Here is a 14,338-nt window from a genome sequence, read left to right on the forward strand (position 1 = left end):
GCCAATGAGCACCACTGAAGTCGTCCGCGACGCGCAAAGCGCCGAAAACTACAACCCCCTGGCCAAGCAGAAAGCGGCGGCCAAGCTCTCGCGCATCCCCGTCAAGGTGGTGCAGACCGGCGAAGTGCTCAAGAAGCCGGAGTGGATCCGCGTCAAGGCCGGCAGCCCGACCACGCGCTTCTACGAGATCAAGCAGATCCTGCGCGAAAGCAACCTGCACACCGTCTGCGAAGAAGCCTCGTGCCCGAACATCGGCGAGTGCTTCGGCAACGGCACCGCCACCTTCATGATCATGGGCGACAAGTGCACGCGCCGCTGCCCGTTCTGCGACGTGGGCCACGGCCGCCCCGACCCGCTGGACAAGGACGAGCCGCTCAACCTGGCCAAGACCATCGCCAAGCTGCGCCTGAAGTACGTGGTGATCACCAGCGTCGACCGCGACGACCTGCGCGACGGCGGCAGCCAGCACTTCGTGGACTGCATCACCAACATCCGCGAGCTCTCGCCGATGACGCAGATCGAGATCCTGGTGCCCGACTTCCGCGGCCGCGACGACCGCGCGCTGGAAATCCTGAAGGCCGCGCCGCCGGACGTGATGAACCACAACCTGGAAACCGCGCCGCGCCTGTACAAGGAAGCGCGCCCCGGCAGCGACTACCAGTTCAGCCTGAACCTGCTGAAGAAGTTCAAGGCGCTGCACCCGAACGTGCCGACCAAGAGCGGCATCATGGTCGGCCTGGGCGAGACCGACGAAGAGATCCTGCAGGTCATGCGCGACATGCGCGCGCACGACATCGACATGCTGACCATCGGCCAGTACCTGTCGCCGTCGGGCTCGCACCTGCCGGTGCGCCGCTACGTGCACCCCGACACCTTCAAGATGTTCGAGGAAGAGGCCTACAAGATGGGCTTCAGCCATGCGGCCGTGGGTGCGATGGTGCGCTCGAGCTACCACGCGGACCAGCAGGCCCACGCGGCGCAGCAGGCGCACGCCGCCGGCGCCTGACCGACTCGAAGAACCAAGCAAGCAGAAAGGCCCCGTCGAGGGCCTTCTTCGATTCAGGGAGGAGCAGATGCCCGCCACCATCCTCACCACGCTGGCCACCCGGCCCGTCCCGGGCCTGGTCGAGAACCACGCGGCCTATGCGCGCCGCCATGGCTACGCGCACCATGTGGCCGACAGCACCCATGTGTGGGGCCCGCGCCAGCCGGTGTTCCACCGCTTCCACGCGATCTACCAGCACCTGGCGCAGGCCGGCGAGGGCAGCCTGCTGCTGGTGCTCGACCAGTTCGCGGTCGTCTACTGGCCGCATCCGCTGGAACCGAACTTCGAGGGCATCGATTCGCTGGTCTGCGCGCAGGCCGGCGACGACACGCTGTGCAACACCAGCATGCTGCTGTTGCGCAACACCGCCGCCGTGCGCGAGCAGGTGCGCCGGCTGGTCGATCACGTCTCGCACTGGGCGGTGCGCATCCTCGAGGACAACGAGCAGCCCGAGAACGCGCTGGTGGGCCACGTCTTCACGCCGCGCCCCTGCAGCGCCGCGCTGCCCAACGGCCTCCATGCGAACGTGCAGGCCAACTGGCGGGCCGGCAGCTACTACGAGTCGCTGCACACGGTACGCCCGTTCGTGGCCAACGACGCGCCCTGCTGGCAGCACGCCGACGGCCACTGGACGCCCTCGCTCGACTACGACTTCCGCGGCGTGCAGAACCTCGTCGACGAAGCCGCGGCACTGGCGGCCGGAGAGCTCCCGCCCTTCGTCGTGCTGGCGCAAGCCGCGCCGCCGCCCGGCGACGAGCTGCACCTGAACCCCGGCGCGCCCATCGCGTTCGTCAGCATCTACACGCACCACATCGCCAGCTACGGGCGCCTGCACGAGGAAAGCTTCGCGCGCTACTGCCTGCGCCATGGCTACGGCTACCACCTCTACCGCCGCGTTCCCGACTTCGCAAACGGGCTCACGGGGTCATGGGCCAAGCCGCATGTCATGCGCCGCCATCTCGCGGCGCACGACTTCCTGCTGTGGGTCGACGCCGACATCCTCGCCATGAACCAGTCGCTGCGCATGGAGCCGCTGGTGGCCGGCCGGCAGGCGCTGGTGGGCAACGACCACACGGCGTGGAACATGAACTCCAGCGTGGTCGGCGTGCGCAACACGCCCGGCATGCATGCGCTGGTGGACGAGGTGTGCCGGCAGATCGAGGCCGCGCCCGACCGCTCGTCGGTGCATGCCAACGGCGGCGACCAGACCTGTTTCGCGAACGTGTTCACGGCCCGCGGCCTCATCACCGAGGCGCAGGTGGTGGACACGCTCTCGCTCGACGCGCCCGCGATCTACGCAACCCCCGACAGCCACTTCGTGCACTTCCCCACGCAGCACACGCCGCAGCGCGCGGCGTCGATGCATGCATGGAACCTGCGCAGCCTGGCGCGCGACGCGCACGAGCGCAGCCGCCAGGACGGCCAGGGCAACGGCCAAGGCAGCAGCTAAGGCTGCATTTAAGGCAGCAGCTAAGGCAGGTCGAGCCGGTAGCCCACCCCGTAGATCGAGCGGATCAGCTCCTGCCCGCCGGTGGCCGCGTCGAGCTTGCGGCGCAGGTTCTTCACGTGGCTGTCGACCGCGCGGTCGGTCACCGCGCGCTGGTCGGCATGCACGTGGTCGAGCAGCTTGTCGCGCGACAGCACGCGCCCGTGCGCGTCGGCCAGCGCCTTCAGCAGGCGGAACTCGATGGGCGTGAGGTCCAGCGGCGCGCCCTGCCACGCGGCCTTGTAGCCCTGCGCGTCGAGCACCAGAGGCGACGCCTCTCGCGCCGAATGGCCGCTGCGGCGCAGCAGCGCCTTCACGCGCGCCACCACCTCGCGCGGACTGAAGGGCGTCTTGCAGATGTAGTCGTCGGCGCCGATCTCCAGGCCCATCAGCCGGTCGGCCTCCTCGACGCGCGCGGTGAGCATGATCACGGGCACGTCGCTGAACAGCCGCAGCTCGCGGCACACGCTCATGCCGTCCTGGCCGGGCAGCATGAGGTCGAGCAGCACCAGGTCGGGCCGGCGGGCCTTCACGCACGGCACCACCTCCAGCCCGTTGGCGAGCCAGGCCGAGGTGTAGCCAGAGGCCTTCAGGTAGTCGGCGAGCAGCGCGGCCATGCGCGGCTCGTCCTCGACGATCAGGATGTGGGCAGAAGTCACAGGAGTCATGGAGGTCACGGGTGCGTCGCTCATCGTTGCTTCTCTTCGTGCATCAGGCTCGCGGCAACCGGACGGCGACCCACACCCCGCCCAACGGCGAGGCCTCGGCCTCGATGGTGCCGCCATGCGCCTCCACGATGCTGCGGCAGATCGACAGCCCGAGCCCCGCGCCGCCGCTGGCGCGGTTGCGCGAACCCTCGCCGCGGAAGAAGCGCTCGAACAGGCGCGGCAGCTGGGCCGCCTCGACGCCAGGCGCCGAGTCCATCAGGTCGATCGCGATGCCCTCGCCCTGCTCGCGCGCCGCGATGCGCAGCACGCCGCCCGCATCGGTGTAGCGGCAGGTGTTGAGCACCAGGTTGCTGAAGAGCTGCTGCATGCGCCGCTCGTCGGCGAACGCCACCAGCGGTTGCGCCGGCAGGTCGAGTTCGAGCCGCAGGCCGGCCGATGCCAGCCGCTCGCGAAAGGCATCGACGCTCGCCTCGATCAGCTCGCGCAGGTCCACGTCGGCCTTGCGGTAGGCCAGCGCGCCCACGTCGGCCAGCGACAGGTCGTACAGGTCGGTCACCAGCTTGTTGAGCATGCCGACCTCGTGCTGCAGCGAGCGTACGGCCTGCGCGTCGAGACGGCGCACGCCGTCTTCCATCGCCTCCAGTTCGCCGTGCAGCACGCCCAGCGGCGTGCGCAGCTCGTGCGACACGTCGGCCATGAACTCGCGCCGCATCTGCTCGTTGCGCTGCAGCGTGTGGGCCAGCGAATTGAAGTCGCGCGCCAGTTGCCCCACTTCGTCGTTCGACGACACGGCCACGCGGCTTTCGTAGTCGCCCGCGGCCAGCCGGTGCGTGGCGCCGGCCACGCGCTTCACGGGCGCCAGCAGCACGCGCGCGATCCACCACGCGATGCCCGCGGCCAGCAGCACGCAGAGGCTGCCGATGACCCAGCTCGCGCGCGCCTGGTTCTGCTGGAAGCGCTGGTCGCCCGCTTCGCTCACGCTCTGGAACGGGTTCATGACGACCCAGCCCACGGTCTTGCCGTCGACCGACACGGCGCGCTCGGTGGCACCCCGGCGCACCTCGCGGAAACCGGCGATCACCTGGCGGTTGGTGTCGAGCAGCGCGATGCGCAGCATGGCGCCGGTGAGGTCGGACACGGGCGGCGGCGTGCGCCCCGGCTCGAAACGCTCGCCGCTCGCCGACGGCGCGGGCCGCATGATCTCGAACCACGGTCCGGGCCCTTCGCGCAGGAAGTCCCAGCTGCCGTGCTGGCGGTACGCGGCCACGGCGTTGGGCAGCACCGCGTCGAGCCGCTCCACGCCTTGCTCGTTGAGGTAGCCGACGAAGCCGCGCTCGAAATTCCATCGCGAGGCGGCGCCCATGGCAACCACGGCCAGCACGGCGGTGGCCAGCACGGCGAGAAAGAGCTTGGTGGTGATGCTGATCTTCATGAAGGGCCACAAGATAAGCCAGATGCGGCCCGCGCGGTGCGTTGCGCCGCCAAGGCCGCGCGGTGCGGGGGACCTTCACATTGACTCCACATTCACTGGAGACCATGGATTCCAACCTGATTGGAACCCTGAACATGTCTTCCCGCTTCACCCGCACCGGCCTCGCGTGCGCCCTGGCCCTCGGCCTGCTGGGCGCGATCGCGGGGTGCTCCGGTTCTTCCGCATCGCCCCAGTCCCTTGCCGCGCCGCCCGCAGTGCAAGTGGGCGTGGTCACCCTGCAGCCCGAGAACCAGCCCATCACCACCGAACTGTCGGGCCGCACCCGCTCGCGCCTGAGCGCCGAGATCCGGCCGCAGGTCGGCGGCATCGTGCAGCAACGCCTGTTCGAGGAAGGCGCGCTGGTCAAGGCCGGGCAGGTGCTCTACCAGCTCGACCCCGCGAGCTACAAGGCGGCCCACGCCAGCGCGCAGGCCAGCGTCGCCAAGGCCGAGGCCACCGTGAACGCCGCGAAGACCGCGGCGCGCCGCAACGCCGAGCTCGCCAAGATCGATGCTGTGAGCCAGCAGACCGACGACGACAGCCAGGCCACGCTGCAGCAGGCCGAGGCCGACCTCGGCGTGGCGCGCGCCGCGCTCGACACGGCGCGCATCAACCTCGGCTTCACGCGCATCACCGCACCGATCGCGGGGCGCATCGAGGCCTCCACCGTCACGCCGGGCGCGCTGGTCACGGCCAGCCAGACCACGGCGCTCACCACCGTGCAGCAGCTCGACCCGATCTACATCGACGTGACGCAGTCGACCACCGACCTGCTGCGGCTGCAGCGCGAGCTGGCCAGCGGCGCGCTCAAGAGCAGCGCCGACAAGGCCGAGGCCTCGGTCCGGCTGATGCTGGAGGACGGCACGGCCTACGCACACGCGGGTCGCCTGCAGTTCGCGAGCGTCACCGTGAACGAAGGCACCGGCGCGGTCACGCTGCGCGTGCTGGTGCCGAACCCCGAGCGCACGCTGCTGCCCGGCATGTACGTGCGCGCCGTGCTCGAAGAGGGCGTGGCCGAGCAGGCGTTGCTGGTCCCGCAGCAGGGCGTGACGCGCACCGCGAGCGGCGACGCGTCGGCGCTGGTGGTTGCGCCCGACAACAAGGTCGAGAAGCGCGCGCTGAAGGTGTCGCGCGCCATCGGCAGCCGCTGGCAGGTCACCGAGGGCCTGAAGGCCGGCGAGCGCGTGATCGTCGAAGGCTCGCTCAAGGTGAAGGCCGGCGACACGGTGAAGCCCGTTGCGGCGGGCGACACCAACGTGGCCAGCGACGCAACACGCGCAGTCACGGCAATCACCGCGGCCAACGTCGCCACCCGCTGAGGCACCGCACATGGCACGTTTCTTCATCGACCGGCCCATCTTCGCGTGGGTCATCGCCATCGTCATCATGCTGGCCGGGGCGCTGTCCATCGGCACGCTGCCGCTGGAGCAGTACCCCGACATCGCACCCACCAAGGTCTCGGTCAACGCGACCTACCCCGGCGCCTCCGCCAAGACCATCGAGGACTCGGTCACGCAGGTCATCGAGCAGAAGATGAAGGGGCTCGACCGGCTGGTCTCGATGTCGTCGAGCAGCACGTCGTCGGGCACCGCGCGCATCGAGCTCACCTTCGAGGCCGGCACCAACGCCGACGTGGCCCAGATGCAGGTGCAGAACAAGCTGCAGCAGGCCATGTCGCAGCTGCCGCAGTCGGTGCAGAGCCAGGGCGTGACGGTCACCAAGTCGGGCACCGACTTCCTGATGATCGTCTCGCTCACCTCGCAGGACGGCAGCGCCTCGGCCACCGACATCGGCGACTACATCTCCAGCAGCCTGCTCGACGTGGTCAGCCGCATCGACGGCGTGGGCGACGTGCAGGCGCTGGGCTCGGGCTATGCCATGCGCATCTGGCTCGATCCGGCGAAGCTGCAGAAGTATTCGCTGATGCCCTCGGACGTGACCAGCGCGCTCACCAGCCAGAACACCGAGGTCTCGGCCGGGCAACTGGGCGCCCTGCCCGCCACCGGCGGCCAGCGGCTCACGGCCACCATCACCGCGCGCAGCAAGCTGCGCACCGCCGAGCAGTTCCGCGAGGTGATCGTCAAGTCCGACAGCGCCGGCTCCGTGGTGCGCCTGGCCGACGTGGCGCGCATCGAGCTCGGCAGCGAGAGCTACACCATCAACACGCGCTTCGACGGCAAGCCCTCGGCTGCCATGGGCGTGAAGCTGGCCACGGGCGCCAACGCGCTCACGGTGTCGAACGCGGTGAAGGCCAAGCTCGCCGAGCTGGAGCCCTTCTTTCCGAACCAGATGAAGGCCGTGGTCGGCTACGACACCACGCCCTTCGTGCGCATCTCCATCGAGGAAGTGGCCAAGACGCTGGCCGAGGCGATGGTGCTGGTCGTGCTGATCATGTATCTCTTCCTGCAGAACCTGCGCGCCACGCTGGTGCCCGCCATTGCGGTGCCGGTGGTGCTGCTGGGCACCTTCGGCGTGCTGGCGGCGCTGGGCTACTCGATCAACACGCTCACCATGTTCGGCATGGTGCTGGCCATCGGCCTGCTGGTGGACGACGCCATCGTGGTGGTGGAGAACGTCGAGCGGCTCATGAGCGAAGAGGGGCTCTCGCCCAAGGAGGCCACGCGCAAGTCGATGCGCGAGATCACCGGCGCGCTGGTGGGCATTGCGCTGGTGCTGTCGGCTGTGTTCGTTCCCATGGCCTTCTTCGGCGGCTCCACGGGCGTGATCTACCGGCAGTTCTCGGTGACCATCGTGGCGGCCATGCTGCTGTCGGTGCTGGTGGCGCTCACGCTGTCGCCGGCGCTGTGCGCCACGCTGCTCAAGCCGGTGCAGGCCGGCCACCACGAAAAGAGCCAGGCCAGGCGCGGCTTCTTCGGCTGGTTCAACCGCAGCTTCGAGCGCAACGCCGACCGCTACCGCTCGGGCGTGGGCGGCCTGCTGCGGCGCGGCAAGCGCAGCCTGCTGGTGTACGCGCTGCTGGTGGGCGTGCTGGCCGTGACCTTCATGCGCCTGCCCACCTCGTTCCTGCCCGACGAAGACCAGGGCACGCTGATGGCGCAGGTGAAGCTGCCCGCCAGCGCCACCGACGAGCAGCTGCAGCAGACCATGAAGAGCTTCGAGCAGTACCTCGTCTCGCAGCAGGAGGTCGGCCACTTCATCATGCTGACCGGCCTGAGCGGCGACCAGGCCACCGGCAACGCCTTCATCACGCTGAAGGACTGGAGCGAGCGCGGCGGCAAGGCGCAGGACGCCGCCTCGCTGGCGCGCCGCTTCACGCAGGACCTCGCGGCGCGCGCGAACAACGCCAGCGTGTTCGTGATGCTTCCGCCGGCCGTGCGCGGCCTGGGCTCCAACGCGGGCTTCGACGTGCAGCTGCAGGACCTGGGCGGCATCGGCCACGAGGCACTGGTGAAGGCGCGCGAACAGTTCCTGGCGCTGGCGCGCAAGGACCCGGCACTGAGCCAGGTGCGCAGCAACAACCTGGACGACACGCCGCAGTTCGCGATCGACATCGACGACCGCAAGGCGGCCGCCTTGAGCCTTTCCACCTCGGACATCAACGACACGCTGTCCAGCGCGATGGGCGGCAGCTACGTGAACGACTTCGTCAACAACGCCCGTGTGAAGAAGGTCTATGTGCAGGCCGACGCGCCCTTTCGCATGCAGCCGAACAGCGTCGACAGCTGGTACGTGCGCAACGGCAACAGCGAAATGGTGCCGTTCTCGGCCTTCGCCAGCAGCCGCTGGACCTACGGCTCGCCGCAGCTGTCGCGCTACAACGGCATGTCGTCTTTCGAGCTCATCGGCGACCCGGCCGCGGGCGTGAGCTCGGGCGCGGCCATGGCGGCGGTGGAACGCATCATGAAGCAGCTGCCGCAGGGCATCGGCTACGAATGGGCGGGCAGCTCCTACCAGGAGCGGCTGTCGGGTTCGCAGGCGCCGCTGCTGTACGCGGTGTCGATCCTGTTCGTGTTCCTGTGCCTGGCCGCGCTGTACGAGAGCTGGTCGGTGCCGTTCTCGGTGATCCTGGTGGTGCCGCTGGGCGTGCTGGGCGCGGTGCTGGCCACCAAGCTGGCGGGGCTGTCGAACGACGTGTACTTCCAGGTCGGGTTGCTGGCCACCGTGGGCCTGTCGGCGAAGAACGCGATCCTGATCGTGGAGTTCGCCAAGCAGCTGCAGGACGAGGGCATGGCGCTGGTCGACGCCACGCTGCAGGCGGTGCGCCTGCGGCTGCGGCCCATCCTCATGACCTCGCTGGCCTTCATGTTCGGCGTGCTGCCGCTGGCGCTGAGCACCGGCGCGGGCTCGGGCAGCCGCCGCGCCATCGGCGTGGGCGTGCTCGGCGGCGTGGCAACCGCCACGGCGCTGGGCATCTTCTTCGTGCCGCTGTTCTTCGTCGTGATCCGGCGCTTCTTCGCGCCGAAGACAAAACCCGAGGCCGCGCCCACGCTGCCCCTGCTTGCAACGGAAGGAACCCCATGACCGCACACGCTTTCAGACTCTGCGCGCTGGTGGCGGCCGCGCTGCTGGCGGGCTGCGTGAACCTCGCGCCCGTGTATTCGCGGCCCGACGCGCCCGTGGCCTCGGCGTGGCCGGCCTCGACCGGTGCCAAGGCTGCGAAAGACACCGCGACTGCAGCCACTGCCGCAGCCGCCACCGGCTGGGAAAGCTTCATCACCGACGACCGGCTGCGCCGCACCGTCACGCTGGCGCTGGCCAACAACCGCGACCTGCGCGTGGCGGTGCGGAACATCGAGAAGGCGCGCGCGCAGTACGGCGTGCAGCGCGCCGAGCTGTTCCCCAGCGTCGCCGCCACGGCCGGCGGCACGCGCCAGCGCACCTCGGCGTCGGCGAGCAGCAGCGGCGAATCGTCCATCGGCACGCAGTACACCGCCGCGCTGGGCTTCAGCAGCTACGAGCTCGACCTGTTCGGCCGCGTGCGCAACCTCAACGAGGCGGCGCTGCAAAGCTACCTGTCGACCGAGGCCACGCGGCGCGGCACGCAGATCAGCCTGGTGGCGGAAGTCGCCTCGGCTTGGCTCACGCTGGCCGCCGACAACGCGCGGCTGCAGCTCGCGCAGGACACGCTGGCCAGCCGGCAGCGCTCCTACGCGCTGACCGGCCGCATGCACGCGCTGGGCGCCAGCTCGGCGCTGGTGCTGGCCCAGGCGCAGACCACGGTGGACTCGGCGCGCGTGGACGTGGCCAGCTACACCGCGCAGGTGGCGCAGGACCGCAACGCGCTCGACCTGCTGGCCGGCGCCGGCGTGCCCGACGACCTGCTGCCCGCGGCCGGCATGGCGCCGGCCAGCGCGCTGGTCGATGTGCCCGCCGGGCTGCCTTCGGCCTTGCTGCAGCAGCGGCCCGACGTGCTGGCCGCGGAGCACACGCTGCAAGGCTCCAACGCCAACATCGGCGCGGCGCGCGCGGCGTTCTTCCCGACCATCTCGCTGACCGCGAGCACGGGCTCGACGAGCACCGCGCTGTCGGGCCTGTTCAAGGGCGGCAACGGGGCGTGGAGCTTTGCGCCGTCGGTGAGCCTGCCGATCTTCAACGCCGGCAGCAACCGTGCGAGCCTCGACGCCGCCAGGGCGCAGCGCGAGATCGACCTCGCCACCTACGAGAAGACGGTGCAGACCGCGTTCAAGGAAGTGGCCGACGCGCTGGCCGTGCGCGGCTCGCTGGGCGAGCAGCTGGCGGCGCAGCAGTCGCTGGTGGACGCCACGCAGAAGAGCTACACGCTGTCGAACGCGCTGTACCGCAACGGCAGCTACAGCTACCTGGAAGTGCTGGACGCGCAACGCTCGCTGTACACCGCGCAGCAGACGCTGATCGGCCTGCGCCTGTCGGAGCAGAGCAACCGCATCACGCTCTACAAGGTGATGGGCGGAGGCGACACGGCGCCGGGGGAGACCCAGGCCGCCACCGTGTCGTCGCGCTGAACGAACGGCCTCAGCCGCGCGTGGCGTTCTCTTTCATCTTCGCCAGCGCAATGGCGATGGCCGCGCCGCCCAGCGTCTTGATGAGCCCCGAGTGCTGCGCATAGAACTGGCTCACCTCGTCGACCACGCCCGCATGCTGCTGCTCGGCATGCGCGGCGATCTCGGTGACCTGCGCGGGCGACAGCTGCGAGGCCTGGTCGGGCGTGACCTGCGTCTGGCCCGGTTGCAGCATGCGGCCCAGCACGCCGCCGGCCAGCGCCGAGGCGGCCGCGGGGCCGAGCGTGGCCAGGATCTGGTTGAGCACGCCGGCCTGCTGCGTGGGCGAGGACTGGCCGAACATCTTGCCGACCATGTCGCCGAAGGGCGGCGTCTGGTCGGATCGCATGGCCGCGGCGAGCCCCGCGCCAAGCTCGCCGGGGGAGGCGTTCTGCGTGACCTGGTCGATGTGGGCTTCGGCGTTGTGGGGGCCGATGGCCTGTTGGAGGATGTCGAGTAGACCCATGGGGAACTCCTTGCGTGAAACGGTTGTGGAACTGTTGTGAAAGGGTCAGCGGCTGACGAGGTGCCACGCCAGCAGCAGCACGGCGGCGCCGATCACCGAGGCCACGAAGCCGGCGGCCGCGCCCGCGGCGTAGAGCCCCAGCGCCTGCCCCGCATAGGTGGCCACCAGCGAGCCGGCAATGCCGAGCACCACGGTGAGGATGAAGCCCATCGAATTGTTGCCAGGCAACACGGCGCGGGCCAGCAGCCCGGCAATGAAGCCGATCACGATCGTCCAGAGGATGTGCACGGAAAACTCCCTGTTGTTGCAAAAGGCGTCCGCGTTGTCGGCGGGGGCGCGCAGGGATCGTGGCGCCCGCATCCTGAGCGGCAACTGACGGGGGTTTGCTCGCGCCGGCCGGCCGTCGCCAAGGCGCTGGTCAGAACCGGTGGCTCCGCTATCCTGCCGGCTGGCCAAGATTGAAGGACCGACTCTCCCATGCACCCCGCTGTTCAAGCCTCGATGGAACACAGCTTCGGCGCCATCGCCGACCTGGTTCGACTCCACGCGCAACACACCCCCGGCCACGCCGCGCTGGCCGACGCGCAGCACACGCTGAGCTACGGCGCGCTCGACGCGCTGATGGACCGCATCGCGGCCAGCCTGCAGCGCGACGGCCTCCAGCCCGGCGACGCCATTGCCGTGTGCGCCGCCTCGTCGGTCAACTACGCGGCGGTGTTCCTGGGCGCGCTGCGCGCGGGCGTGGCCGTGGCCCCGCTGGCGCCCGGCTCCACGCCCGCGAGCCTGGCGCGGATGATTTCCGACGCCGACGCGCGCATCCTGTTCAGCGACGCGTCGGCCGCCGACGTCATCGGCCCCGCCGCGCCGGGCGGTATTCCCCGCATCGCGCTGGACGGCTCGCAGGTCGGCGGCGCGTTCGACGCCTGGCTGGCCCCGGTGGGCGCGAAGCCCCGGTCGGTGGAAGTACAGCCGTCGTGGGCCTTCAACATCATCTATTCGTCGGGCACCACGGGCGAGCCCAAGGGCATCGTGCAGGGCCACGGCATGCGCTGGGCCCACGTGCAGCGCGGCGCCAAGTACGAATACGACAGCGACACCGTCACCCTGCTGTCGACCCCGCTGTACTCCAACACCACGCTGGTGGTGTTCTTCCCCACCATCGCCTTCGGCGGCTGCGTGGTGCTGATGCCCAAGTTCGACGCGCTGGGCTACCTGCAGCTGGCCGTGAAGCACCGCGTGACGCACACCATGCTCGTGCCGGTGCAGTACCAGCGGCTCATGGCGCACCCGCGCTTCGACGCGCACGACCTGTCGTCCTACCGGTTCAAGTTCAGCACCAGCGCGCCGTTCAACGCCGCGCTGAAGGCCGACGTGCTCAAGCGCTGGCCCGGCGGGCTGATCGAGTTCTACGGCATGACCGAGGGCGGCGGCACCTGCATCCTGGAGGCGCACCTGAACCCCACCAAGCTGCACACCGTGGGCCAGGCCGCGCCGGGCAGCGACATCCGCCTGATCGACGAGAACGGCCTCGAGCTGCCGCGCGACCAACTCGATGCCGCCGGCGAGGTGGTGGGCCACTCGGCCGGCATGATGACCGGCTACCACCGCCAGCCCGAGAAGACGCGCGAGGCCGAGTGGTTCGACACCAGCGGCAAGCGCTTCATCCGCACCGGCGACGTGGGCCGCTTCGACGCCGAGGGCTTCCTCACGCTGTTCGACCGCAAGAAGGACATGATCATCAGCGGCGGCTTCAACATCTACCCGAGCGACCTCGAAGGCGTGCTGCGCGGCCATGCGGCGGTGGCCGACGCGGCGGTGGTCGGCGTGCCGTCGGAGCAATGGGGCGAGACGCCGGTGGCCTTCGTGGTGCGCCGCGAGGGCGACGCCACCACCGAAGCCGCGCTGCTGCAGTGGACCAACGACCAGCTCGGCAAGACGCAGCGCCTGGCGCGGCTGAGCTTCATCGACGAACTGCCGCGCAGCGCCATCGGCAAGGTGCTCAAGCGGGAACTGCGCGAACGCGCCCCCGGCTGACGCGGTGCAACCCGCGGACAAGGCAGGATCGCGGCCCATGACCAAAGACACGACCCTGCCCGCCCCCCCTGCAGACAGCGCGCCCTCTGCCCACGAGGGCGGCGGCAACGGCCTGCTCTGGGTGCTGGTGGCCGTGGCCGTGCTGTTCGCCTTCCTGCGCCCGCGCGCGCCGATGGACTGGCTCGGCCTGGTCGACTGGCAGACCGTGGGCGCGCTGGCGGGGCTGCTGGCCATCACGCAGGGCGTGGAGAAGAGCGGCATGCTGCAGTCGGCCGCCCAGCGCCTGCTGGCGCGCACCACCGACCTGCGCCAGCTCGCGCTGCTGCTGGTGGCCACGGCGGCGGTGCTGTCGGCGCTGGTCACCAACGACGTGAGCCTGTTCCTGCTCGTGCCGCTCACGCGCGTGCTGGCCACGCAGGCGCACCTGCCGTTGGCGCGGCTGGTGGTGCTGGAAGCGCTGGCGGTGAACGCGGGCTCTGCCCTCACGCCCATCGGCAACCCGCAGAACCTGTACCTGTGGCACCGCACCGGCGAGAGCTTCGGCGGCTTCATGCTGATGATGGCGCCCACCGTGCTGGTGATGCTGTTCTGGCTCTTCGTGGCCGTGTGGCTGCTGGTGCCGCGCACGGCCGTCGCGCTCAAGCCGGCGGCCGAGGCCGCGCCGGTGCAGCCGCGGCTGCTGGCGCTGTCGGGCGTGCTGTTCGTGGGCTTCGTGGTGGCGCTCGACCGCCATTGGCTGCTGCCCGGCCTGGCGGTGGTGTTCGGCGCCTACCTGCTGTTCCAGCGCCGCGTGCTGCTGGGCGTCGACTGGGCGCTGCTGGCCATCATCGCGCTGATGTTCGTCGACCTGCGCCAGCTCGCCGAGCTGCCGGCCGTGGCCGCGCTGGTGGGGCAATGGCCGATTGCCGAAGGCTGGCGCGCCTACCTTGCCGCCATCGTCACCTCGCAGTTCATCAGCAACGTGCCGGCCACCATCCTGCTCGACCGCTACGTGCACGACCTGCCCGCGCTGGCGGCCGGGGTGAGCGTGGGCGGCTTCGGCTGCGTGCTGGGCTCGCTGGCCAACCTCATCGCGCTGCGGCTGGCCAAGGTGCCGCACGGGCTGCGCGAGTTCCACCGCATCAGCATTCCTTTCCTGGTCGTGTGCGCGGCGTCGGCGCTGCTGCTGCGGCTCGGTTGATCGTGTTTTT

General features: G+C 70.0%; 11 protein-coding genes. 7 read left to right on the plus strand and 4 right to left on the minus strand.

The genetic code is table 11. The annotated features are described in order from the left end of the window. Positions 1-4 precede the first annotated feature (4 nt). Positions 5-1,006 (plus strand): lipoyl synthase, encoded by a 1,002-nt coding sequence (lipA, locus tag BM004_RS29755; RefSeq protein WP_093218812.1) that lies wholly within the window; start codon positions 5-7, stop codon positions 1,004-1,006. 67 nt (positions 1,007-1,073) lie between these two features. Then, on the plus strand, positions 1,074-2,495 hold the full coding sequence (locus BM004_RS29760; RefSeq protein ID WP_093218814.1) for a glycosyltransferase family protein: 1,422 nt from the start codon (positions 1,074-1,076) through the stop codon (positions 2,493-2,495). Between the two features lie 20 nt (positions 2,496-2,515). Here BM004_RS29760 and BM004_RS29765 read toward each other — a convergent pair whose 3' ends face one another. Together BM004_RS29765 and baeS are read right to left on the minus strand one after the other, a co-directional pair. Next, positions 2,516-3,223 (minus strand): response regulator, encoded by a 708-nt coding sequence (locus BM004_RS29765; protein WP_256220104.1) that lies wholly within the window; start codon positions 3,221-3,223, stop codon positions 2,516-2,518. Positions 3,224-3,242: 19 nt separating this feature from the next. Continuing rightward, positions 3,243-4,631, minus strand: a complete 1,389-nt coding sequence (baeS, locus tag BM004_RS29770) for a sensor histidine kinase efflux regulator BaeS (protein ID WP_093218815.1) — start codon at positions 4,629-4,631, stop codon at positions 3,243-3,245. 134 nt (positions 4,632-4,765) lie between these two features. Between baeS and BM004_RS29775 the strand changes: the two genes are divergently transcribed. From BM004_RS29775 to BM004_RS29785, 3 genes are read left to right on the plus strand one after another with little or no spacing between them, the layout of a single operon-like run. Then, entirely contained in the window at positions 4,766-5,989 is a 1,224-nt protein-coding gene (locus BM004_RS29775; RefSeq protein ID WP_177206638.1) for an efflux RND transporter periplasmic adaptor subunit, read from the plus strand. Between the two features lie 10 nt (positions 5,990-5,999). Continuing rightward, a complete protein-coding gene (locus BM004_RS29780; RefSeq protein ID WP_093218818.1) occupies positions 6,000-9,152 on the plus strand; it encodes an efflux RND transporter permease subunit in 3,153 nt (1,050 codons plus the stop codon). After that, positions 9,149-10,612: an efflux transporter outer membrane subunit gene (locus BM004_RS29785; protein WP_093218820.1), complete on the plus strand. Its 1,464-nt coding sequence runs from the start codon at positions 9,149-9,151 to the stop codon at positions 10,610-10,612. Before BM004_RS29780 ends, BM004_RS29785 begins: the two co-directional genes overlap by 4 nt. Positions 10,613-10,622: 10 nt before the next feature. Here the strand turns inward: BM004_RS29785 and BM004_RS29790 are convergent, their stop codons facing one another. Both BM004_RS29790 and BM004_RS29795 read right to left on the minus strand, forming a co-directional pair. Next, complete coding sequence (locus tag BM004_RS29790) at positions 10,623-11,114, minus strand: hypothetical protein (RefSeq protein ID WP_093218821.1); 492 nt, start codon at positions 11,112-11,114, stop codon at positions 10,623-10,625. Between the two features lie 45 nt (positions 11,115-11,159). Then, the gene (locus BM004_RS29795; protein ID WP_093132613.1) at positions 11,160-11,402 is read right to left on the minus strand and encodes a GlsB/YeaQ/YmgE family stress response membrane protein; all 243 of its coding nucleotides are present in this window, start codon (positions 11,400-11,402) and stop codon (positions 11,160-11,162) included. A 213-nt stretch (positions 11,403-11,615) separates the two neighbouring features. Here BM004_RS29795 and BM004_RS29800 point away from each other — a divergent pair, with 213 nt between their 5' ends. Beyond that, positions 11,616-13,148, plus strand: coding sequence for a class I adenylate-forming enzyme family protein (locus BM004_RS29800; protein WP_093218823.1), 1,533 nt, complete (start codon positions 11,616-11,618; stop codon positions 13,146-13,148). Positions 13,149-13,185: 37 nt separating this feature from the next. Next, positions 13,186-14,328: an SLC13 family permease gene (locus BM004_RS29805; RefSeq protein WP_093218824.1), complete on the plus strand. Its 1,143-nt coding sequence runs from the start codon at positions 13,186-13,188 to the stop codon at positions 14,326-14,328. The last annotated feature ends 10 nt before the right edge of the window (positions 14,329-14,338 follow it).

Origin of the sequence: Variovorax sp. OK212 (genome assembly GCF_900112425.1) — a bacterium.
Lineage (GTDB): Bacteria > Pseudomonadota > Gammaproteobacteria > Burkholderiales > Burkholderiaceae_C > Variovorax.

Excerpts from the sequence above, each read along its gene's own strand:
- BM004_RS29760 (WP_093218814.1), top strand. The coding sequence starts at position 1,074 with ATGCCCGCCACCATCCTCACCACGCTGGCCACCCGGCCCGTCCCGGGC.
- BM004_RS29800 (WP_093218823.1), top strand. The coding sequence starts at position 11,616 with ATGGAACACAGCTTCGGCGCCATCGCCGACCTGGTTCGACTCCACGCG.
- lipA (WP_093218812.1), top strand. The coding sequence starts at position 5 with ATGAGCACCACTGAAGTCGTCCGCGACGCGCAAAGCGCCGAAAACTAC.
- baeS (WP_093218815.1), bottom strand. The coding sequence starts at position 4,631 with ATGAAGATCAGCATCACCACCAAGCTCTTTCTCGCCGTGCTGGCCACC.
- BM004_RS29765 (WP_256220104.1), bottom strand. The coding sequence starts at position 3,223 with ATGAGCGACGCACCCGTGACCTCCATGACTCCTGTGACTTCTGCCCAC.
- BM004_RS29785 (WP_093218820.1), top strand. The coding sequence starts at position 9,149 with ATGACCGCACACGCTTTCAGACTCTGCGCGCTGGTGGCGGCCGCGCTG.
- BM004_RS29790 (WP_093218821.1), bottom strand. The coding sequence starts at position 11,114 with ATGGGTCTACTCGACATCCTCCAACAGGCCATCGGCCCCCACAACGCC.
- BM004_RS29780 (WP_093218818.1), top strand. The coding sequence starts at position 6,000 with ATGGCACGTTTCTTCATCGACCGGCCCATCTTCGCGTGGGTCATCGCC.
- BM004_RS29805 (WP_093218824.1), top strand. The coding sequence starts at position 13,186 with ATGACCAAAGACACGACCCTGCCCGCCCCCCCTGCAGACAGCGCGCCC.
- BM004_RS29775 (WP_177206638.1), top strand. The coding sequence starts at position 4,766 with ATGTCTTCCCGCTTCACCCGCACCGGCCTCGCGTGCGCCCTGGCCCTC.